Annotated in this window: 19 protein-coding genes; 13 read left to right on the forward strand and 6 right to left on the reverse strand. The window is 65.6% G+C overall.

The genetic code is table 11. From position 1 onward, the window contains the following. Positions 1 to 79 precede the first annotated feature (79 nt). A complete protein-coding gene (locus ACOYJQ_RS13195) occupies positions 80 to 1,660 on the forward strand; it encodes a peptide chain release factor 3 (RefSeq protein ID WP_433459021.1) in 1,581 nt (526 codons plus the stop codon). A gap of 42 nt (positions 1,661 to 1,702) precedes the next feature. Here ACOYJQ_RS13195 and ACOYJQ_RS13200 read toward each other — a convergent pair whose 3' ends face one another. From ACOYJQ_RS13200 to ACOYJQ_RS13215, 4 genes are all read right to left on the reverse strand, one after another. Next, positions 1,703 to 2,212 carry a CAP domain-containing protein gene (locus ACOYJQ_RS13200; protein WP_433459023.1) on the reverse strand — a complete coding sequence of 170 codons (510 nt, stop codon included), beginning with the start codon at positions 2,210 to 2,212 and terminating at the stop codon, positions 1,703 to 1,705. Continuing rightward, positions 2,209 to 4,791 (reverse strand): DUF3772 domain-containing protein, encoded by a 2,583-nt coding sequence (locus ACOYJQ_RS13205; protein WP_433459024.1) that lies wholly within the window; start codon positions 4,789 to 4,791, stop codon positions 2,209 to 2,211. The genes ACOYJQ_RS13200 and ACOYJQ_RS13205 overlap by 4 nt, the downstream gene beginning before the upstream one ends. A 71-nt stretch (positions 4,792 to 4,862) precedes the next feature. Beyond that, positions 4,863 to 6,026, reverse strand: a complete 1,164-nt coding sequence (gene aroB, locus ACOYJQ_RS13210) for a 3-dehydroquinate synthase (RefSeq protein WP_433459026.1) — start codon at positions 6,024 to 6,026, stop codon at positions 4,863 to 4,865. 55 nt (positions 6,027 to 6,081) lie between these two features. Further along, positions 6,082 to 6,762 (reverse strand): shikimate kinase, encoded by a 681-nt coding sequence (locus ACOYJQ_RS13215; protein ID WP_433459027.1) that lies wholly within the window; start codon positions 6,760 to 6,762, stop codon positions 6,082 to 6,084. Positions 6,763 to 6,995: 233 nt separating this feature from the next. On the opposite strand from ACOYJQ_RS13215, the gene ACOYJQ_RS13220 reads away from it, so the two are divergent. The 3 genes from ACOYJQ_RS13220 to ACOYJQ_RS13230 all read left to right on the forward strand — a co-directional run bounded on the left by ACOYJQ_RS13220 (position 6,996) and on the right by ACOYJQ_RS13230 (position 9,698). Then, positions 6,996 to 7,139, forward strand: a complete 144-nt coding sequence (locus ACOYJQ_RS13220; RefSeq protein WP_433459028.1) for a histidine kinase — start codon at positions 6,996 to 6,998, stop codon at positions 7,137 to 7,139. A gap of 31 nt (positions 7,140 to 7,170) precedes the next feature. After that, positions 7,171 to 8,160 carry a site-specific tyrosine recombinase XerD gene (xerD, locus tag ACOYJQ_RS13225; protein ID WP_433459029.1) on the forward strand — a complete coding sequence of 330 codons (990 nt, stop codon included), beginning with the start codon at positions 7,171 to 7,173 and terminating at the stop codon, positions 8,158 to 8,160. A 212-nt stretch (positions 8,161 to 8,372) separates the two neighbouring features. Continuing rightward, positions 8,373 to 9,698: a hemolysin family protein gene (locus ACOYJQ_RS13230; RefSeq protein ID WP_433459031.1), complete on the forward strand. Its 1,326-nt coding sequence runs from the start codon at positions 8,373 to 8,375 to the stop codon at positions 9,696 to 9,698. 66 nt (positions 9,699 to 9,764) lie between these two features. Here the strand turns inward: ACOYJQ_RS13230 and ACOYJQ_RS13235 are convergent, their stop codons facing one another. Next, positions 9,765 to 10,943 (reverse strand): alpha/beta fold hydrolase, encoded by a 1,179-nt coding sequence (locus ACOYJQ_RS13235; RefSeq protein WP_433459032.1) that lies wholly within the window; start codon positions 10,941 to 10,943, stop codon positions 9,765 to 9,767. A gap of 201 nt (positions 10,944 to 11,144) precedes the next feature. Continuing rightward, a complete protein-coding gene (locus tag ACOYJQ_RS13240) occupies positions 11,145 to 14,039 on the reverse strand; it encodes a hypothetical protein (RefSeq protein ID WP_433459033.1) in 2,895 nt (964 codons plus the stop codon). Between the two features lie 245 nt (positions 14,040 to 14,284). On the opposite strand from ACOYJQ_RS13240, the gene ACOYJQ_RS13245 reads away from it, so the two are divergent. From ACOYJQ_RS13245 to ACOYJQ_RS13285, 9 genes are all read left to right on the forward strand, one after another. Continuing rightward, a complete protein-coding gene (locus ACOYJQ_RS13245; RefSeq protein ID WP_433459034.1) occupies positions 14,285 to 14,707 on the forward strand; it encodes a hypothetical protein in 423 nt (140 codons plus the stop codon). 17 nt (positions 14,708 to 14,724) lie between these two features. Next, entirely contained in the window at positions 14,725 to 16,653 is a 1,929-nt protein-coding gene (locus tag ACOYJQ_RS13250; protein ID WP_433459035.1) for a hypothetical protein, read from the forward strand. A 38-nt stretch (positions 16,654 to 16,691) separates the two neighbouring features. After that, on the forward strand, positions 16,692 to 17,114 hold the full coding sequence (locus tag ACOYJQ_RS13255; protein WP_433459036.1) for a hypothetical protein: 423 nt from the start codon (positions 16,692 to 16,694) through the stop codon (positions 17,112 to 17,114). Beyond that, positions 17,111 to 17,527, forward strand: coding sequence for a hypothetical protein (locus tag ACOYJQ_RS13260; RefSeq protein ID WP_433459037.1), 417 nt, complete (start codon positions 17,111 to 17,113; stop codon positions 17,525 to 17,527). The genes ACOYJQ_RS13255 and ACOYJQ_RS13260 overlap by 4 nt, the downstream gene beginning before the upstream one ends. Before the next feature lie 132 nt (positions 17,528 to 17,659). Continuing rightward, positions 17,660 to 18,244 (forward strand): hypothetical protein, encoded by a 585-nt coding sequence (locus tag ACOYJQ_RS13265; RefSeq protein ID WP_433459038.1) that lies wholly within the window; start codon positions 17,660 to 17,662, stop codon positions 18,242 to 18,244. Positions 18,245 to 18,309: 65 nt separating this feature from the next. Continuing rightward, positions 18,310 to 19,326 carry a hypothetical protein gene (locus ACOYJQ_RS13270; protein ID WP_433459039.1) on the forward strand — a complete coding sequence of 339 codons (1,017 nt, stop codon included), beginning with the start codon at positions 18,310 to 18,312 and terminating at the stop codon, positions 19,324 to 19,326. A gap of 154 nt (positions 19,327 to 19,480) precedes the next feature. Next, a complete protein-coding gene (locus tag ACOYJQ_RS13275) occupies positions 19,481 to 20,668 on the forward strand; it encodes a hypothetical protein (protein ID WP_433459040.1) in 1,188 nt (395 codons plus the stop codon). 96 nt (positions 20,669 to 20,764) lie between these two features. After that, the gene (locus ACOYJQ_RS13280; protein WP_433459042.1) at positions 20,765 to 21,247 is read left to right on the forward strand and encodes a hypothetical protein; all 483 of its coding nucleotides are present in this window, start codon (positions 20,765 to 20,767) and stop codon (positions 21,245 to 21,247) included. A 40-nt stretch (positions 21,248 to 21,287) separates the two neighbouring features. Beyond that, positions 21,288 to 21,785, forward strand: a complete 498-nt coding sequence (locus ACOYJQ_RS13285) for a hypothetical protein (protein WP_433459043.1) — start codon at positions 21,288 to 21,290, stop codon at positions 21,783 to 21,785. Positions 21,786 to 21,803 lie beyond the last annotated feature (18 nt).

The raw sequence follows: 21,803 nt of genomic DNA on the forward strand, positions 1-21,803 counted from the left end.
CCGCCGGGTCGTGACGCGCCGCTTGCATTGCGCGTCGTTTCGCGCGAAAAGCGGCTTTCCGTCACCCACCCGGCATGCAATGAGCGACAAACCTTCCCCGGAGGCCCTTCGCCGGACCTTCGCCATCATCTCCCACCCCGACGCCGGCAAGACCACGCTGACCGAAAAGATCCTGCTTTTCGGCGGCGCCATCCAGCTTGCCGGCGAGGTCAAGGCCAAGAAGAACCGCGTCCAGACCCGTTCGGACTGGATGGGGATCGAGCGCGAGCGCGGCATTTCGGTCGTCACTTCGGTGATGACGTTCGAATACGGCGGCCATGTCTTCAACCTGCTCGACACGCCGGGCCACGAGGACTTTTCGGAAGACACCTACCGCACGCTGACCGCCGTCGATTCGGCGGTGATGGTGATCGACGCCGCCAAGGGCATCGAGGCGCGGACGCGCAAGCTGTTCGAGGTCTGCCGCCTGCGCGATATTCCGATCGTCACTTTCATCAACAAGCTGGACCGTGATATCCGCGATCCCTTCGACCTGCTCGACGAGATCGAGAAGACGCTTGCGCTGGATACCGCGCCCGTCAACTGGCCGATCAGCCGCGGCAAGACTTTTGCCGGCACCTACGATCTGGCGAACGACACCATCCGCCAGATCGACAAGGACGGCCCGGCGATCGAGGTCGACGGTCCCGGCGATCCGGCGGTGCTGGAGCTTGTGCCGGAATACGAGCGCGATGCGTGGCTGGAGGAAGTCGAACTGGCACGCGAGGGCTGTCGCCCGTTCGACCTCGCCGCGTTCCGGGAAGGCCATCTGACGCCCGTGTTCTTCGGCAGCGCGCTGCGCAATTTCGGCGTGAAGGACCTTATCGACGCGATGGGCGCCTTCGCGCCGCCGCCGCGCGAGCAGCAGGCGCAGACCCGCACCGTGCGGGCGGACGAGCCGAAGATGACCGGTTTCGTGTTCAAGATCCAGGCGAACATGGACCCGAACCACCGCGACCGCATCGCCTTCATGCGCATCTGCTCGGGCAAGCTCACGCGGGGCATGAAGGCGAAGCTCGTGCGCACCGGCAAGCCGATGAGCCTTTCCGCGCCGCAGTTTTTCTTCGCGCAGGATCGCGCCATCGCCGACGAAGCCTATGCGGGCGACGTCGTGGGCATTCCCAACCACGGCACCCTGCGCATCGGCGATACGCTGACCGAGGGCGAGGATGTCGTCTTTCGCGGTGTGCCCTCCTTCGCGCCGGAAATCATGCGCCGCATCAAGCTGACCGACGCCATGAAGGCCAAGAAGCTGCGCGAGGCGCTGCAACAGATGGCGGAGGAAGGCGTGGTGCAGCTTTTCCTGCCCCAGGACGGCTCGGCCCCCATCGTCGGCGTCGTCGGCGCGCTCCAGCTCGACGTGCTGAAAACGCGCCTGATGGGTGAGTACGGCCTGCCGATCGATTACGAGACGACGCGTTTCTCGGTCTGCCGCTGGGTCGACAGCGACACGCGGGAAGAGCTCGACAAGTTCATGAACGCCAACGGCTCGGCGCTCGCGGTCGATCTCGACGGCGCGCCGGTGTTCATGGCCTCGACGGCGTTCTCGCTGAATTACGAGGTGGAACGCTGGCCGCAGATACGTTTTACCGACGTGAAGGATTATCAGGTCAGCGCCTGACGTATCGATTTGCCCTGCCCTGCCCGCTCGTGGCGCCCGCACTCAATCTGCGGCCACCACGAGCGCCCAGTAGACTCTGTATTTCGAGCCCGGCGCGTAGGCCGTCGCGATGCCGAAGCGCGTGGCGGACCGTTGCAGCAGCACGCGGTTGTGCTGCGGTGACTCGCGCCAGCCGGAAAAGGCTTCCGCCAGCGTCCGGTAGCCGGCCGAGAGGTTGGCGCCGGGCGATCTCACGCCGGATCCCGCCAGCCGCGCCTTGAGCGCATCGGCGGATGCGGGTTTGTCCGCGCGCGCCGCTGCCGAGGCGCTCGCCTGCGCGGCGGCGGACAGCGCCGGGTCGAGGGTCAGCGGTGCGAGGCCGTGGTTACGCCGGTAGGCGGAGAGAATTTCCGCCGCCGCCTGTGCGTCCACGGCCGCGTCCTGACGGTCGAGATGACGGTAGAACGGCGCGACGCCGCCCGTGACGGGCGGTTTTTCCGCGCAGGATGTCAGCCCCAGCGCGAGGCAGGCCAGCAGGGCGGCCTTTGCCAACGAGAGCCCCGCCGTGATCATGATATCGTCGCTCCCGTGTCATCCTGCCCCTGATGAAGGTTGTAGCCCGCCTCGTCCGTGAGCGGCCCCTTGCGCCCGAACCGCCATTCTTCCCATACCATCGGCCGCACCGGCACGAGATCGCGATCGCGCAGCGCCCGCAGCACGGCGAAGTTGAGTTCGCTCGATACCGTGAGCCTGTTCTCGACGTTGGGAATGAAGCACCGCAGCTCGAAACGCAGCATGGTCGGCTCGAACGCCCGCAGGAGGACATGGGCCGCCGGCGTCTCTAGCACCTGCTGATGCTCCCGCGCGCAGGCGAGCATCAGCTCGCGCACCTCGTCCGGGTCGGCGGCGTAGCTGACGCCGACGGATATGATGAGCCTGCCCATGCGGTCGCGGTGCAGCCAGTTCTTCACCGTTCCCGACACGAGGTTCGAGTTCGGCACGATCACCGCCGCGCGGTCGAAGGTCTCGATTTCCGTGGCGCGCACGTTGATGCGCTTCACGTAGCCCTCCTCGGGGCCGACCACGACCCAGTCGCCCACCTTGATCGGGCGCTCCCACAAGAGGATGAGGCCCGAAACGAAGTTGTTGACGATGGATTGCAGGCCGAAGCCGATGCCGACCGACAGCGCACCCGCGACGATCGCGATCCGGTCGAGGCTCAGGCCGATCTGCATGAAGGCCAGCGCGAAGCCGAGGAAGAAACCGATGTAGCCGACACCGGTCGCGATGGAGTTGCGGATGCCGATGTCGAGGCCGGTGGCGGGCAGGAAATGGATCGACAGCCAGCGCTGGATGATGCGGCTGACCGTCAGCGCGATGGCGAAAGTAATGATCGCGCCGACGATATCCACCGGCGACATGCGCACTTCGCCGATGGTGAAGCCGTTCTGGACCGCGCGCAGCGACGAGAACATGTCGTTCGATTCGACGCCCCAGGGAGCGAGAATCAGCATGACGCCGAGCGCGATCATCACCAGCTTGAAAATGCCGGAGAACAGGATGCCGATCTGCTCCAGCGTGCGCCGGCGCAGGCCCACGCTCGTTTGCAGCACGAGCGACACCCGCGAGTTGCGCTTGGGCAGTTCCACCGCCATCTCGTCGACCAGCGTGGTCAGCAGGAAGAACAGGCCGATGATGGTGGCGGTCCACACGACCTGATCGACGATGAACGAGGCGAAAGCGATGAAGCCGGTCGCGGCGGCGATGATGATGGCGAAGGTCGCAAGCCAGGCCACCGCGCGCAGAAAGCCGCGCAACTGCGGTTCCTGCGGCACGTAGGGACCGAAGTCGTCCTCGACGGGCCTCGTGCGATGACGAAGCCCCTGCAATGTCGTGAACATGACCATGGCGATGGCGAGGGCGGCGACGCCGTCGACCAGGGCGACGATCGACAGGTTCGCGTCGACGGCGGCCACGACGACCTGCAACATCTGGCCGACGACCAGCACGACGGTCAGCACCACGCTGGCGCTGCTGAGGCGCGTCGCCGTATGGTCGTCGAGCGCGAACAGCCGCCATGTCGGCAGGCCGGGCGCGAACAGGGCCTGTGCAAGCGCGCGCATGAGGACGACGAAACCCGCGCCCAGCAGCAGCCAGACGATCACCGTCTCCATGCGCCCTTCCGCCAGCCCCTCCGCATTGAGCGCGATGAACAGGGTCGCGATCGCGGCGACGAAGGGCACCGTGGCGCCGAGAATCATCCCGAGCGCCTTCGTGACGCGCCGCAGGCGCCCGGGGTTCGTCTCCTCCCGGTCGCGATGCGTGAGCTGCGGCAGGAAGCGGCGCTGCAAGCCGTGCAGCCCGCCCCAGACGATCAGCGCCGCGAGCGTTACCGCGGCCATGCCGTCGCGCGCCCGCTGCACGGCCTGGGCCAGCCAGTCTCCGAACAGCCTGCGGCTTCGCTCCAGCGCCTCCGGCGCGCCGCGAACGGCTTCCTGCCACAGCAGCGGGCTGAGGACGCTGCGGCCGCGCGCGAAGAGTTCGTTGGCGAAAACGAGGCGTCGGTAGTCGTTGATCGCCGTGGTGACCTGCCCCGCCTGCACGAGAAGCGTCTCGGCCAGGCTGATGCCGGCCTGCAATTCCGCCAGCGCCCTGCTGCGCTCCTCGCGCTCGCGGGTCGTGGTTTCCGCCTCGGGCGGCGCATCTTCCGCGGGGCGCGGCCCCAGTTGTGCGAGCTGGGCGCCGATTGCGGCCGCACGGGGCGACAGGTCGTTCACCACCGCCCGGACGCTGGTCGCCGTCGCGGCGGCCCTGTCACGCATGCGGAGCAGTTCCTCGTCGGACAGGGTGCCCGACGTGATCTGTTTTTCGAGTTCCTCGAGCGCCGTGCGCGCATCGTTCAGAACCTGCTCGGGCGCGGCACGGGCGGTTTCCTGCTTCTCCTCGCCGGCCTTGTCGCGCAGCGCGGCCTCCACGGCGGCGCGCGCCTGCCCCGGAGCGCCGAGCACACCCGACGGATTGGCCTGCGAAGGATTGGTCCACGCATCGGCGAAGGCGGCAAGGAAGATGAACGCGAGCAAGGCGAGCGACAGACGCAGGAACGCCGCGCCCCCGCCATGGCGGCCCATGTGTCGCCGCTGCGTCGGTTTCATCCGGGAAACGGATGCCGCTTCTTCAGGGGCTGCCGGCGACCTCATCCAGGCCCTCATGGTCACAGACGGTCCTAGCGCGCGCTATCGGCGAATTCGTCTTTCAGGAAGGCCCGCACATCCTCGCGCGCCACGTCCCGGGCAATGAAGCTCTCGCCGATGCCGCGCGCCAGAATGAACGTCAATGCGCCGCGGCGCACCTTCTTGTCCTGCGCCATCGCGTCCAGCAGGCTGTCGGCGTTTCCGATATCGCCCGGCACGTCCTGAAGCCGCGTCGGCAGGCCGATCGATTCGAGATGGCGCGCCACGCGCTGCGCATCCTGGCCGCTCGCAAGGCCGAGCCTGACGGAAAAACGGAAGGCCAGCGCCATGCCGACCGCGACCCCCTCGCCGTGCACGAGCCGCGCGCCGTCGTAGCCGCAGGCGCGCTCCAGCGCGTGGCCGAAGGTGTGGCCGAGGTTGAGCAATGCCCGGTCGCCGTTCTCATGTTCGTCGCGCGCCACGACGGCCGCTTTCGCCGCGCAGCTTTTCGCCACGGCATGCGCGCATTCCTCTCCCGCCCCGAATACCGCAGGGCCGTGCCGCTCGCACCACGCGAAAAAGGCCGGATCGTCGATCAGCCCGTATTTCACCACTTCGGCGTAGCCGGCGCGGAACTCGCGCGGGCTCAGCGTATCCAGCAACGCCATGTCCGCGATCACGAGCGACGGCTGGTGGAAGGCCCCGACGAGGTTCTTGCCGTGCGGCGAGTTGATGCCCGTCTTGCCGCCCACGGACGAATCGACCTGCGCCAGCAGCGTCGTCGGCCATTGCACGAAGCGCACGCCCCGGCGCACGGAAGCGGCCGCGAACCCGGCCAGATCGCCGACGACGCCGCCGCCGAGCGCCACCACGAGATCGCCCCGCTCGATCCTGGCGGCGATGATCGCATCGCAGACGGCGGCGAATTGCGCGTAGGATTTGGTCGCCTCGCCGGGCGGCACCGTGACGCGCGCCACGCGCAGGCCCTCGCCTTCCAGCGCGGCAGCGATTTCATCCGCATGCAGGCCGCCGACTGTCTCGTCGGTTACGATCGCGACCGCCCCGCCCGGCGCCAGGGCGGCGACGCCGCGCGCGCCGGCGGCCCGGATGCCGCGCCCGATCAGGATGTCATAGGCGCGATCGCCAAGCGCCACCGGCACCGTCCTGATGGCGGAGACGCCGGCATCGGACGCGGGCGAAACGGGTGCGTCGGTCATGAGGTGCGGTCTCCCGGAATGAGCAGGTTTGGCTGGCCGATTCGCGCTTTGATGTTTACAGACTTGTATTCAAAAGTGACACAAGTTCGTCAACGATCAGTTCGTGCGCCACATCGCGAGAGAACACCGTGAAGTCGGCCAGCGCATAGACCGGATACCGCTCCTCGATCAGCCGCAGCATGGTCGCCTCGGGATCGCCCGTCTGGAGCAGCGGCCGCGTGGGGCGCTTGCGAACGCGGCGCATCAGCGTCTCCGCGTCCGCCTTCAGCCAGACGGAAACGCCGGCCTTTGCGATGCGATCGCGCGTCTCCGGGTTGAGATAGGCGCCGCCGCCCGTGGCCAGCACCTGCGGCCCCTCCTGCAACAAGCGCTCGATCACCCGCTTCTCGCCCTCGCGAAAATGCGCTTCGCCATGCGTCGCGAACATATCGGCGATGGACATGCCGGCCGCCGTCTCGATGGCGGTATCGGCGTCCACGAAAGGCAGTTCGAGACGCTGGGCGAGGCGGCGGCCGATGGTGCTCTTGCCGGCGCCCATCATGCCGACCAGCACGACGGGCCGCCTGCCGAGACGTGCGCGGATATGCGCCATGCGCTCCGCTTCTTCCGCCGCCGGCCGGGCAGCGCCGGCTGAAGCCGGTTCCGTGCGTTCGACGCCATCCTGCCGGAAGCGCCCTTCGGCCCCGCCGTCCGTACCTGCCGCGGGCGGCGGCCCTTCCAGTTCCGCCGCCGTCATTGCCGAACGCTCCCGCCCGGCCTGCCAAAGGCCCACACCTTTATGCCCTCTCTCTCCCTCCGGCGCGTTCCCGAAAGCCGCGCCTTCCGATTATATGCCGGCGACAATGCGTCAAAAGGTCATGTTTGTCGATCATCAGCCGTTTACTATCATGGAATAGAAGTTGGCACATTGCCCCGCCGGAAGATAGCCCCGACGTTTGTCGTCATCACCGTGGCGGAACAGGAGCGACCATGCCGACACTCTTCCGCCTTCTCGTGATCCTGGGATTTCTCGCGGGCCTCGGCTACGCCGGCATGTTCGCGCTTGCGACGGTCTTCACTCCCGAGCAGCGCGAAATGTCGATCACGATTCCCGCCGACCGCATCGGCCGCTGATCTCCCTGCTTTCTTGCCCGTCAGGCCAGACATGCGTCACGTTCCTCAAAGCGAGAGCGCCCCCATCCTGCCGGAAGCGGCGGTCGCGCTCTATCTCGACATGCTCGCATCGGAGCGCGGCGCGGCGCGCAACACCCTCGACGCCTACCGCCGCGATCTCGGCGACTACACCGCCTTTCTCAAGGCGCGCCGCCTCTCCCCGGACGATGCCTCGTCGGAAACGATTCGCGCCTTTCTCGCCGAGCTGGACGAGCGCGGCCTGAAAGCGACATCAGCCGCGCGCAAGCTTTCCGCGGTTCGCCAGTTTCACCGCTTTCTCTACGGCGAAGGCCGTTGCCGGACGGACCCCTCCGCCGCCATAGACGGCCCCAGGCGCGGGCAGGCGCTGCCGAAGGTGCTGTCGATCGCCGAGGTCGACGGGTTGCTGGCGCAGGCGCATGCGGGGGCGGACGATACGTCGCAGCCGCTTGCCCGCCGCCTCGTCCGGGCGCGGATGGCCTGCCTGCTCGAAATGCTTTACGCCACCGGCCTGCGCGTTTCAGAGCTCGTCTCGCTGCCGGTCGCCGCCGCGCGCACCCGTGAGCGTTTCCTGATCGTGCGCGGCAAGGGCGGCAGGGAGCGTCTCGTGCCGCTCACCGACGCCGCCCGCGACGCCGCCCGCGCCTATCTCGCCCTGCGCGAAGACGTGCGGGAGGGCGCGGCGCGCACCGGCTGGCTCTTCCCCGCCGACAGCGCTTCCGGGCATCTCACCCGTCAGGCTTTCGCCCGCGATCTCAAGGATCTCGCCGTGCAGGCCGGGCTCGCGCCGGATCGCGTCAGCCCGCATGTCCTGCGGCATGCCTTCGCCAGCCACCTGCTGCATAACGGCGCGGATCTGCGCGTGGTGCAGGAATTGCTCGGCCATGCCGATATCGCCACGACGCAGATTTATACCCATGTTCTCGACGAGCGCATGAAGGCGATGGTGCGCGATCTGCATCCGCTCGCGGACGCGCCGGCGCCCGATTCGGGCCGGGCCTGAAATTTTGCGGCCAAGCTTGATATTGCGCGCGGCCCCGCCCGCATGCCATTCTGGCGCCTGCAAGCGAGCGGGCTGTCATCTGTTCGGAACATTTGTAGGTCCATAAGCTATCGGCGGTCGTTGCGGCGCGCCTCGCATCAGGAATTGACAGAGCCGGTCCGCATATTGCCGCGCGGCCGGACGCAGGACGAAAAGACAGGCCCGAGGAGATTATGGCAGGCGTTGAAGCTGGGTGGACCGACGTCATCGGACTGACGGCGGTTATTTTTCTCGTTCTCGCCAACGGATTTTTCGTCGCCGCGGAATTTTCCCTCGTGGCCATCCGGCGCAGCCGGGTGGCGGAACTCGTCTCCGCGGGCCGGCGCAACGCTTCCGCGCTGCAAAAAGCCGTCGATCACCTCGACGGCAACCTGGCCGCCACGCAACTCGGCATCACCATCTCGTCGCTGGCGCTCGGGTGGATCGGCGAGCCGGCGCTGGCCCATCTCATCGAGCCGCTGCTCGTCTCGCTTCCCGGCAATATGGCTTCCGCCGGGGCGCACACGATTGCGGTGATCATTTCCTTCACCATCATCACGGCGCTGCATATCGTGCTCGGCGAGCTTGCGCCCAAGAGCCTCGCGTTGCAGCGCAGCGAGGCGACGGCGCTTGCCATCGTGCGCCCGCTCTCGATTTTCCAGCTTTTTTTCCGCCCCGCGATCGTGACGCTGAACGGCATGGGCAACCTCGTGCTCAGGCTGGCGGGCCTGCGCGGCGGCGAGGATCAGGCGTCGAACTACTCGCCGGAGGAGCTGAAGCTGCTGATGGCGGCCAGCCAGCGCGCCGGTATTCTCCAGCAGGCGCAGCTCGAGGTGGTGGAGCGCGTGATCAATCTCAGCAACCGGCGCATCGGCGATTTCATGACGCCGCGTCTGGATATCGAGTGGATCGACGCCGACGATCCGCCGGAGGAAATACTCAAGACGATTCGCGAATGCCGCCATGCGCAGTTGCTGGTCAGCCGGGGCGAGCTTGACGAGGTGGTCGGCATCGTCCTCAAGGAAGACCTGCTCGACAGCGCTCTCGACCATGCGCCCATCGATGTCGCGCGGCTCGCGCGCGAGCCGCTCGTGGTTCACGAGGCGACGCCGTTCCTGCGCATTCTCGACCAGTTCAAGCAGCGGCCGGTGCGGCTGGCCGTGATCGTGGACGAGTACGGCGGCGTGGAGGGCATCGTCACCCAGACGGATCTGCTCGAGGCCATCGCCGGAGAGCTGCCGGGCGTCGACGACGGCGAGCCCTCCGTGGTGGAGCGCGCCGACGGTTCGCTGCTGATCGATGGCATGATGCCCGCGCATGAGGCGTTCGACCGCCTCGGTCTGCGGGACCTGCCCAACGGCGGCGACTTTCACACCATCGCCGGCTTCGTGCTGCACGAACTCGGCCGCATCCCTTCCGTGGGCGACACTGTGGATTGGCAGGACTGGCGCCTTGAAGTCGTGGACATGGACGGCCGGCGCGTCGACAAGCTGCTCGCCACCCGGATCGGCGCGGGCTGACCGGCAAACATATTGACTTGTAAACAAAAAGACGGGGCGGCGGATTACGTTTGAATCTCCGTCGCGCTATTTGCCGCCGCCGGTGAGCCAGCGCCCGACATCGGGCCATATCCGCCTGTTGGTGTTTGCGCCGATGAATAGGCCGAGATGGTTGCTCGGCGCGACGATCTTGCGAATGTCCGCCGCCGGTGTGCCGATGAGTCTTTCGGCGGCGAAAAGCTGCTCGCTGGCGACGACTTCATCCTGTTCGGCCGCGATGAGAAACACCGGCGCACGCACGCGCGCCAGATCCACCGGCACGCCGAGCACCGTGAATTGTCCGTTGGCGAGGCCGTTGCGCTTGAGCAGCCGGTCCACGACCTCCAGAAAATAGCGGCCCGGCATGTCGTTGGTGGACCAGAACCAGCGGCTGAACCGTCCGGCGAGCGCCGCGCGCGCGTCCTGCGGCGTGTCCGCGGCCAATTGCAGCGACCTGAATATGAAATCGTCGTTGATGCCCGCCGGCGCCCAGAAGCGCAGGAAGCGCGCGCCCTCGACGATTCCGTGGTTGAGCGCGACCAGCCGCTCTATGACGGGAAGCGGAATCCTTTCCGCCAAGGTCGTCAGCCGCGTGGTTCTCGCCGAGAGATCGATCGGCGCGCCGACGAGCACCAGCTTGGCCACCTTGTCGGGGAAACGGGCGGCGTAGGCCAGCGCCATCCAGCCGCCCTGACACAGGCCGATGAGATTGACGGGCGGGCCGAGATGATCGACGATCACGTTGAGATCGCAGAAATAAGAGTCCAGCGACTTGTATCGCATCTCTCCGGTCGCGGACCGCCAGTCGATGACGGAAAGGCCCGGCACGCCCGCGCCGATGAGGCTGGCGACGACGCTGTGATCCGGCGCGAAATCCGCGATGAGGGGGCGCACGGACGCCAGCGGCGTGCAGATCAGCGTGGCCTGACCGCCCGGCGGCCGCGAAGAGGCATCCGGCGGCGGCGCGAAGGAGCGCAGCGTCATGGCCTCCAGTTCCAGCGTCACCGTGTGATCGGTGGTCCAGTCCGGCGGGGCCGGCGTCTCCTGCGCGATTTCGCCGGTGGCCAGTTCGGTGAGATTTTTCGCCACGGTCGACGCCATCCAGCCGGATGCGTCGATGGCAAGGGCGCTCCACAACAGGGGCAGCCGGAACAGACCGAACGGCGCGACGGACATCGGACGCGCATCATCCGGCTCTGGACGGAAACGGTGCTTCGTCGCCTCCACCGCCATGCCTCCCTCGCATGCCTCCCTCATTCATCAGGCGGCGAACGCCGTCAGGTCCTGGCGCGCGCCGTCCCGATGTCCGGTTCCGGCATCTGCTCATGCGGCTGGGCGCATTTGCATTTGCCATAACCTTCAGGGGTTATCTTATGGCATGTCCTGTAAAGGGAAGATAGCCCGTGCGACCGTTCGTCCGCCCCCGCCTCAGGCGCGCATCCGCTGGTGCTGCTCCATTTCGTCGTCCTGCTGCGCCTCGGTCTCCGATCTCAGCGTGATCACGGCATCCATGATCTCGGCGACCTGCAATGCAATTCGCTGTGCGTGCTGTTTCACGGCCGGCGATTCGCGGTCTCCGTAGACCGCCGCCGGACGCCCCGCGCCGTCGTCCAGTATTTGCGTGGCCCGCTCCTCGGCCGTCGCCCCCCAATGCCATTGGCGGTTGCCGGACTTCTTGATCTGGTCGAACTCCTCGCCGAGGCTTTCGAGAATGCTGTCGAACAGGGTCTGGAAAAGGGTGCTGGCGGTTGCGGTGCTTTGCGTCCTCGTCGTTTCGGTATCGGTCGCGGCGGCCGACACGAGCGCGTCGTACTCGGTTTCCTTGGCCGCGAGCTGCGTGTCGATCGTGGCGATCGAGGTATTATAGATCCTGATCTGGTTGTTCAGCGCGGTGATCTCGCTCTGGAGCGTGTTTTTCTGTGAGGTGAGCGTGGTAATTGCCGCGTTGGCCTCGCCGATGGCGGCGGTGGCGGCGTTGCGCTGGTTTTCGAGCAGCAGGCGCGTGTCGTTCGCCGCGTCGATGGCGTCGATCTCGGCCTGAAGCGATGCGGCGTCCGTTTGCAGCGTTGCAAGCTGTGCTTCCAGCGCCGGCCGCCCGGCCGCCCTTGCATCGATGGCGTCGATCTCGGCCTGAAGCGATGCGGCGTCCGTTTGCAGCGCCGCAAGCTGTTCTTCAAGCGTCAGCCGTTCGGCGCTTCCGGGTTCCAGCGCATCGATTTCAGCCTCAAGGGAGACGCTCCGGGCTTGCAGCGCATCGAGCTGGCCCGCCAGTTCCGCCCGCGTGCCGCTTTCCGCGTCGATGGCGGCGATATCGGCGAGCACGGTCGCGGTCTGCGCGTCCACCGTTTCGAGCTGGTTGGCGAGCGCCTGCCGCGCGCTGGCGCCCGCGTCGATGCTGTCGATCTCGGTTTGGAGCGTGGCGATGCTCGTATCCATCGCGGCGATCTGGTATTCGAGACTATAGATCGTGTTGGCGACCGTGTCGTCGCCGAACGCCACGATCGCGCTCTCAAGGGGCGCGACGAGCCCGCTCAGGGCATCCGCGACCGACGAATACCCGAGCAGGGTCGATGTCCTGTCGGCAATGAATTCGCCGTCGTTCACGTTCGCCAGATGGTTCGTCAGGCTCTCCGCCGAATTCGAGAGCAAGGACGCCGCATTCTCGCCAAACTCCAGAACCCGTGCGGATACGCCGTCCGCCGCGGTCTCGTCGTCGACATCCATTCCGAGGATCGTCGCCATGGCGTCGTAAGCTTCGGCGAGCGCGTCGATTTCCGCTTGCAGCGCCTCGGCTTCGGAAAGGCCGCTCGTATCCGGCAGCGCGGATAGCTTGCCCTCCAGCAGCGCAACCAGGTCCTGCAACGCCGCGATGTCGTCCGCGTAGGCTTCCTGCGCCGCCTGCGCGGCCTCGTCGTCGATCTCGCCCGGCTCCTCCCCGTCGTCGGCGTCGTCCAGCTCGGGATTATCCCGTTCCGACTGAAGCGCGGCGATACCGGCGTTCAGCTCGTCGATCGCCTGCTGGAGCGCGGTGCTGGCGGAATAGCTGTCGTAGCTCATCAGGGTGGCCATGTTGGCCTGCGTTTTCGACACCGTGTCGAAAAGCGCGCTCACGACGAGGCGCAGGCCCTCGGCCGCGCCAGGATCGATGAAGGCTTCGTCCGCGGGATCGGTTTCGCCGGCACCGTCCTCGATCTCGTCCTCATCGCTCTCGTCGGCGCCTCTCAGCGCCGTCAGTTGGCTGTCCAGCAGGGTGGCGAGTCTCTCCAGCGTCTCGATCTGCTTTTTCAGGATCGTTTCGCCGCTGATCTCATAGACGATATCGGATTCGTCGGAATCCCCTTCCTCTTCCGTCTCGCCCGTCCCTTCGCTTTCGCCGGTCTCCTCGTCGCCGGTGCTTTCGAGCCCGATCCGCAGGGCGTCGGTCGCCGATTGCACCGCCGTGTGGAAGGCTTCCAGCGTTTGCACGGCGCCCGCTTCGGGGTCTATGGCGAGATCGGCGACGGCGGTTTCCAGCGCCGGCTTCAGCGCCGAGAGCACGGCGATCTGTTCCTGAAGCGCCCTGCGGGCGGTGTCGTTTTCCGCGCCCTCGCCCAGCGCGGCGAGTTCCGCCGAAAGCTGCGTCAGCGAGGCGTCGATGGCATCTGTGATCGATTGCAGCGAATCCCCGGCGTCGATGTTCCGCGCTTCCTCCAGCGCGTCGAGCTCCGCCTGCAACGTGGCGCGGCTCGTCGTGAGTCCGTCGAGCTGCGCTTGCAGGGTATCGCGCGCGCTCACGTCTCCACCCGCGTCGAGCGCGGCCAGCGCGCTGTCGAGGTTCGCGATGAGCGCGTTCTGCTCGTTGATGACCTGCCGCTTGGCGGCGATCTGGCTTTCAACCGTGTTTTTCTGGTTGCTCTTGCTGTTGACGGAATCCTGCAAGGTATCGCGCGGCGTCGCATATCCCTCGCGCTGGGCTTCGAGAGCGGCGACTTCATCCTCGAGCTTTTGCATCTTCGCCGTGGATGCCACCGTCGTCTCGATGGTCTGCCTGATGCGGGCGCTCAGGGAAATGGTGTGGGCCTTGTCGAGCTCGCCGCGCAGCGCCTCGTTTTCCGCCAGCACCTCGGCGACGCTGACGCCGAGGTCGCTGGTGCCGGTCGGCGAGCGGATGCTGACCGCGGCGGTCGGGATGGACCAGGAGAAGGTGGAATCGGGCACCTGGTATTGCGTCGTCGACACGGAGGCCGACGATCCCGAGGCGGAAGGGACGACGACGCTTTCCGGCTCTTCGGTGGTTGCGGCAATCGTGACGGGGGCGCTGCCGGAAACGACGGTGGTCGACATGATCGGTCTCCAGTATCGGGCGAGATTGGCCGACGGCACGGCCTTCCTTGTCCGCCATTATGCATGCGCGCCCCGCTCTCCCTGTGCCGAATATCACGCCCGGACGTTGCAAGCCGCCTGTGACGTTCGGCACAGGGCGCGGGCCGGGCAATCGCTATGGTCCGGGAACGGTTGATCGCAAGGACCATCGGCAAGAACCGCCAGCAAGAACCGCCAGCAAGAACCGCCGGCTAAGGACCATCCGCATGAGCGCGCCATCTCCTTCCCCGACTTCCCCGCACGAGGAGGCCATTGCCGCACTCGCCGCCGCCGGCGGCAACGCGGCCGCCGCCATCGCGGCGATCGAGGCCTGGCGGCGGCAGCGCAGGAACCGGACCGAACCGGACTGGCACGGCCTGCTGACCCAGATCGGCGACAGGCTGCGCGAGATCGAGCGCGCGCCCTACGTGAGCAACGACCGTGCCGTCCGGCGTCTTCTCGCGGCTCTCACACGCGCCAGGAGCATGCCGGATCTTCTGCTGCTGATCGACCAGTTGGCCGAGCGTGTTGCCGTGGTGCTCGCTCAGGTGCAATCGGCGGAGATCGTTCCTCCCGTGGCCCCATCCGCGCCCCCATCCCCGCCCGCCGCGAGAAAAATCCCCGCCAGGCGCATGAAGCTCAGGCTCTGACCGTCAAGGAGAGCACCATGTCGATTTCAACTTCTCTCCCCGAAAGCACCGTCTATTATTCGGAGACGGATGCGGAAACGCAAACCGCCGCTACCACCGGGAGCGGGCAAGCCGAAAGCGGACAAACCGAAACCGCGGAGACGACAGGCGCCGCGGCGCAGGGGAGCGCCGCGTCGACGGTGATCGAGACGCCGGCTTCCGAATCGCTGCTGTCCGCTCTCGCGGCGGAGGCGGAAACCCTTGCGGCGGCCGATTCTCTCGCAACAGTGACACCGATGGCCGCCACCGCGACCGCGACGACTGCGGCTTCCGTTGTTTCCGCCAGCGAATGGGCGAGCGCGGACGAAAACTACATCCTCGCCAACGGCACCATGCTTACCTTCACGTCGGTCGCGCAGGCGAGAGCGATCCTCGGGCTCGACGCGACGCAGTTGCCCGATGGCTCGCCCCTCACCTACATGGTGATCAAGAACGAGTCGACCAGTGATACCAAATGGCTGCCCGTGACGCTGAAACGCAACGGGAAGGGTAATTTCCTCAATCAGGAGGAAAACACCGTCACGCCCGTCGCCGCCGGCGCCATCTATACGAGCAGCCACTCGTCGCCGCCGAGCACCATCACCGTGGGCGGGGTAACGAAGTCGTTCGAGGACTATTTTCTCGCCCTGCATTCCGCCGATCAGACCGCCATTCTCATCCGATACGGATTGGTGGACACCAGCCCGCCCGCCCTCTACATGGAATTACCCGCCGGCTCCTCCAATCCCACGCTGACGGCCGTGCTGAACGACGCGGGAACGAAGCCGATCATCCTGGAGCAGCTCGACAGCCAGGCCATCGGCCTGCTGTCCGAATCGGAACAGGCGGCCGTCGTCGATCGCCCGGGTTTCGCTAACGTGGCGCTGAAGCTGGGGCTGTCGACCACGGTGCCCGCTTCCCTGACGAGCCTTTTAAATACCGTTAAGAACACGGCGCTACCGGCGAAGAACGGTCAGGACACGAACTTCACGGCCACCCAGAAGCAGATGTTTCTGGATGAGATCAACCTGCTCATCAGCCAGGTCTCGGCGATGTCGGTTTTTCTGCAAAGCGAGATCGACGCGAAAGCGGCGGACATCCTGGAGCGCTTCGACCGGGCCCTCGCCTATGGCAGCCTGCCGCCGCAGCCGGAGTATTTACGCGTGAGAAACGACAAAACAAACCCTGATTCAGGTATAAGCTACTATACTTATACGATAAGTTCGGACGACAACGCGCTTCTCATCGACGGGGCGAAAAACTATTACACGCAGGAGGAGCGCCTTCTGGAGCTGGGTCGGGCGCGCGACGCGCTGGCGAGCACGCATACCGATACCTATGGCAAGAAGCTGGATGTCCCCTCGCTCGTCTATATGTTCCAGCTTTATTACATGCTGGATGCGGAAGCACAGATTGAAATTCTCTCGGAGGATGTCGAACAACAGAACGGTTTGCTGAAAACATATAATGAAGCTCAGATTAAAATGAATGAAACAATAAGCATTGCCACGAATAGCGGAAACAAGATCAGATACATGAACACTGGATATAGCGGTGGACATAACGTATCGGCTGAAAACGCAAAACCCATATCCATGTTTATGAAAATATTATATTCTCACAATGGATCTCCGACTGCACAGCAGATGGTGCAGCCCGCCCATCCGCTGGAAACGTTGCGCGGGATCACGCGGCCACAATTCGAAATCGTTAATAACGAGGGCCAGCTGATACGTTACAAGAGTTCCGCCTGGTCGAATATGGCGACGCAGCTTTCCGACGCCGTGACCGTCATCAATCAGGAAACGCAGATCCAGATGAACGCCATCAGCACGGCGGAGAAGGAAAAGAACCGCTATTTCGAAATGGCCAACAACGCGCTTTCCAAACTGAACGAAGTCGTCCAGAGTATTGCCCGCGCCGTGTGACGGCGTGCACACGGTTCACCATCGGAAAGCCTTGATCCATGCCACTCGACCCGCGAATCGATGCGGTGGGGCACTTCCCCCGGCGTGTCGAAGACCTCGATATCGGCATCGAATCCATTTCCCGCTGGCGGGTGCGCGATGAATTTCACCTGCCGCAGGAGCCGGTCGGCGCGCCGGCGTGGAAGCCGGCCTACCGCCCGCTTCACGACGTGCTTCACCGGCCGACGCTGGACGAGCGCCTGCCGGACCTGCTCCAGCCGGCGACGGTCGCGCCGGAGCTGATGGCCCCCGCCGGCCTCGCCGACACGCGGCTGGACGTGCGCACGCTGCTCGCCGCGCACATCGCGCTTTCCGATGGCCCGCGCCGGGCCGTGCTGGAGCAGGCGCTGGACCTGATCGACGGCAACCTGCTGCTCGATGCCGAGGTGCGCGCCTCGCTCGCCGCGCTCTATCGCGGATGAGCAGGGTCGTCGGCCGCCATCCGCCCGCCAGCGCCGCCGCTCCCACCCGGCGGGAGCGGGATTTTCTGCTGCTCAACATTTTCGTGCTGGCGCAGCACGGCTATTTCGCCCGTGCGCGCACGCTGGCCGACGCGCTTCACCTGATGGGCGACACGGCGACGGAAGTGCTTTTCGCCCGCGCCATCGCGCGCTTCCTGATGCAGGACTGGGCCGACACGCTGCGCGCGCTGGAGGAACTGGACCATGCCGATCCGATCGAGCGTTTCGGCGCTTACCGCCCCACCCTCCACCAGCGCATGCGTCGCTACATGAAGGCGCGCAGCCTGTTCGCGCTCAACCTGCACGACAGCGCCGGCGACACACTGGAAGCCTATTTGCGCCATGGAACAAGCGGGCTGGAAGAGCCCGAGTGATCCGCGCCGGCATCAAAATTCCGCAAACGGCGCGCAGGTGTCATTTACGGCACAGATGAGGAAGGCGAAGGGCTGTAGCTTCCGGGCATTGGATGGCGGTCGCGCCGTCAGCACAATCCGGGGGATTTCACGATGTCCTTTCTCGACGTCACGCCGCCCACGCCGGCCGAGGCGAAGGCCGCATCGGCCGCCTACAAACACGTTGCCGGAAAATTCTTTCGCAATGTCCACGGTATCGACCGCGATCCCGATGAAGTCTTCGCGGAAGTCTTCAAGGCCATGGACGCCGGGCGCACGCCGAAAAACACCCTCGGCCTGACGAGCGAGCACATCGAAGCCCTTCTCGCCACCGCGCACAACCTGATTCAGGCCGGCGCGCTTCCCGAGGCGCAGGAAAAGCTGCTGCTGGCCATGATGCTGGATCCGCACGAGGCGCGGGCGATCTACGCCGCCGCGGTGACGCTCCAGATACAGCGCCGCTATGCGGACGCAGGCCGCATCTACGCCTGCTACGTTTATGCGAAGCCGGACGATCCCGCGGGCTATCTGCGAATCGGCGAATGCCTGCTGGGCGAGGGCGTGCTTGACGAGGCGCGGGAGTTCGTGGCCGGCGCGCTCTCCACCGCCGAAGAGGCGAAGGATGCGCTGACCGCCGAGCAGGCCAGGAAGGTACTTGCTGTCATCGACGCACGACGCTCGATCATCAGCAAGGAATGATTTCAAACCATCAGCTTTCATCGGCAGGATGATCATGCCTGCGCATCGATACTGGAGATCGTTTCATGTCCGTCAGCAATGTTGGCAACGAATATTACACCTCCACCTCTACCACCTACACCGTGACCACCACGACGACGGGAAGCACCGGCGCGGGCTCGGGCGTCAACGGCACGACCACCGCCGTGCCGGACAGCGGCGGATCGGCTGCCGCCGGAGCGGCTCAACTCTTCCTCAACGCCCTGGCGCATCTCGGCACGATGCTGTCGTCGCTGGGGTCGACCGATACCGAAACGCTGGTGCGGGAGATCATGGCCGCGATGGATGAGGCGTCGAAGGAGAACGCGGAAGTCTCCATCGAGGCAACGACCGCGCAGCAGCAGGCAGAGGCCGCGAAGCGTGCCGAGGAGAACGAAAAGGCCCTGAAAGCGCAGGAGAAGGCCGACAACAAGTCCAGGGGTAACGGGCTCTTCGCCAAGGTCAGCTCCTATATGGGCGTTGCCGCGTCGGTCATCTCCGTCGGCGCCCTCGCCTTCGCGGCCGGCCCCGGCATCGTTGCCGCCGCGGGCCTCATCGCCACTCTGGCCGTGACCGACCTGATCCTCAAGGAAACGACCGGCATGGGCATCGGCGGGCATATCGGCAAGGAGATCGCCGGCGATGAGGGGGCCAAATGGGGCGACCTCGCCTTCACGGCCGCGCTGCTTCTGGCCTCCGTCGCGCTTGGCTTCGGCGCGGCCAGCGCTTCTTCCTCCGTTGCCATGATCTCGGTGGGCGCAAAGACCGCGGATGCCGTCAAGACCGCCACTCTGGTGCTCGTGGCGTCGACATCCCTCATGCAGGCCGGTTCGACCGCCGACACCACCGCGCATGGTTACGAAGCCGACATGGCGCAGTCGGAGGCGAAGAAGCAGGCCGCGGATGCGTCCGAATACGCGGCCGAAACGGCATTCACCGAGGAATACATGCAGTTGCTGCTGGATACGCTGAAGAAGGTCGGCGAGATCATGGCCGCCGTCCTCGAATCTCTCGCTGCGGAAAAAGATGACGACGGCCGCACCCTCGCCGGCGTCAAGTTCTGACGTTTTTTCAATCGGATGGACACGTCCGGTCTGTCCGGTTTCGCTCCGCGGCGTCCGCTCGGCACGGGGCTTCCCCGAAGCCGGTTCGGAGCGGGCGCGTCGGCGCGGGTTGTTTGAAGATCATATTTCAACATCGTTTCGGAGAGGTCCGATCATGAGCGCATCCAGTGTTTCTACCGGCGCTTCCGTCAAGTCCTACGACAGCACCCAGTCCTACGACAGCACTCGGACGGACAGCATCGATACGGTGGCGGTTGCGACCGCCGGCAAGGGCAATTACGGCGACAGCGGTGCGCTTCCGCCGGCCAGCGTACTGGCCGGCCTTCAGATCTCCGACTATGCCGGCGACCTGAGCCCGGAGGATGTCGAGGTCCTCGATGCCGCCCTCATCAAGCTGGAGGCGCTGTTCAACCAGCTTGTCGGCGGCAGCGCCAAATCCGCGAGCACGGCCGGCACGACGGCAAGCTCGGAAGACACGGAGACGCTGACCGACGAGGAGCTTCAGGCTCTCCGCGATTCTCTGTACGCCGGCGCCCGTGACACCAGCCTGCTGGCCAAGCTGATCATCGAGGCCTCGAATCAGACGTTCCAGTCGGAACGTCTGGCGACGCTCGCCTTCGCCGAAGTGGCCAAGTCGTTCCTGCTCGGCCAGGCCGACAAGATGATGGATGCGGCGAAGAAGATGGAGGATATGGCGATCGGCAATGCCGTCATCGGCGGTGTTTCGGGGTTCGTATCGTTCGCCGGCGGCGTCATGGCGGCCAGGGGCGCAGGCAGTGCGGTCCGGACTCAAACTCAAACGACGTCGACCGTCACTCCAGGGGCCACGACCAATACTGCGACGCCTGCGCCGTCGTCCGGCGCTGCTACTCCGGTTGCGTCTGAGGCGACAGCTCCTGCACCTGCTGCCGCTCCCGCGGCTACACCTGAAACGACCGCTCCTGCGGCTGCTCCCGCTGATGGCGGCTCCCCGCAAGCTTCCCCCCCGGCCGACGGCGGCGCCCAGGCCGGCGGCGCTTCCGGCAAGACGGGGAACGCATCGGACGATGTCGCCTCGGCGGGCGACGCCGCAAGAGCCCATTCCATGATAATGCAAGGTCTTGGAATGGTCTTGAATGCCGGTAAGGAAGCCGGTAGCGGCTTCTGGGGCGCCGAGATCAAGGTTCTCGAAGCCGAGGGCAGCGAGGAGGCGGCAAAAGCGCAGGAGACCAATGCCCAGATGAGCATGGAGCAGAACATCGTGCAGGCGCTGGTCACGACGGTCAGTTCGCTCATCCAGTCCATCAAGGAAATCCTCGAGGCCGATCAGCAGGCCAAGGAGGCCGTCACCCGCAAGGGCTGAGGCTGACGACCGGCCCGACCGGGGCCGGTCAACCAACATGGACGGGCATGCGATGAACAGGCCGGTAACGGGCGGACACGGACGGGGAGTCATTCGATGAACGGCTTCCGCAGCGTCGTCGGCGAATTATGGGACGCGCTCGGCCTCGGCGCGCCCGCCTTCGCGGCTGACGACTCGATCATGCTGGAGACGGAAACGGTGGCGGTTCGCCTGAGCCCCGGCAACGGCGGCCGGCGGATGGTGCTTTCCGCCGCCATACGCCCGCTTGCCGACGATGCGCACGAGCGCGCCGTGCAGGTGCGGCAGGTGCTGCAAAGCAACATGCGCCATCTGCGCGTCAGCCCCGCATCGGTGCTTGTGCGCGGCACGGATAGCGGAGAGGCGATCGTCATCCAGCGTAATATAGACTACTCATATGGTGGAACGGGAGCTGTGGCGGAGGCAATAGACAGGTTTTGCATCCATTTTTCGAACGTATACAGGCTTCTGTCCGGTGAGGAAGCGGGCAATGGCGGTCATCAGAATACCCGTGTCGACGGTGGAAAATCGCAGGATTCGGAATTTATTTTTCGTCTTTGAGCATTTATACTTTTAGAACGTTGCGTTCGGGAGGCATGAAATGACTGTCACGGAATCCGCTGCAACCGCGCTGCCCGGCGGGGAGGCCTCTTCGTCGGCGCAATCACCGTCGTTGAGCAAGCTTCTCGGCCTTGAGGTGAAACATCTGCTGGTGGGGCTCGACATCGCGGCGGGAATGCTCCGGCGCGGAGAGCAGGACAAGGCGATGCGGATGTATGCCGCCCTCGTGTTCTGCGAGCCAACGGAGATCCGTTTTCAGGTCGGTCTGGCGTCGTGCGCGCTGGAGATGAAGGAATATCACCTCGCCATGCAGGCGGCATCGGCGATCGTTTCGTTTTTTCCTGACAATCCCGTGGGCTATTTCATTTCCGGTCGCGCCGCTTTCGGCCTGCGCGATCTCGACGCCGCCATCGGCGACCTTCGCGAAGCCGTGCGTCTCGCCGAGGCGGCAGGCGACACCGCCATGCAGCGGGATGCGTCATCCATTCTGGAGCGTGCCGTGATTGCGGGGGAAATGCGGGCACAGGCGGCACAGTGACGGCTGCGGTGGAAACCG

The organism is Pseudochelatococcus sp. (assembly GCF_050946405.1).
Lineage (GTDB): Bacteria > Pseudomonadota > Alphaproteobacteria > Rhizobiales > Beijerinckiaceae > Pseudochelatococcus.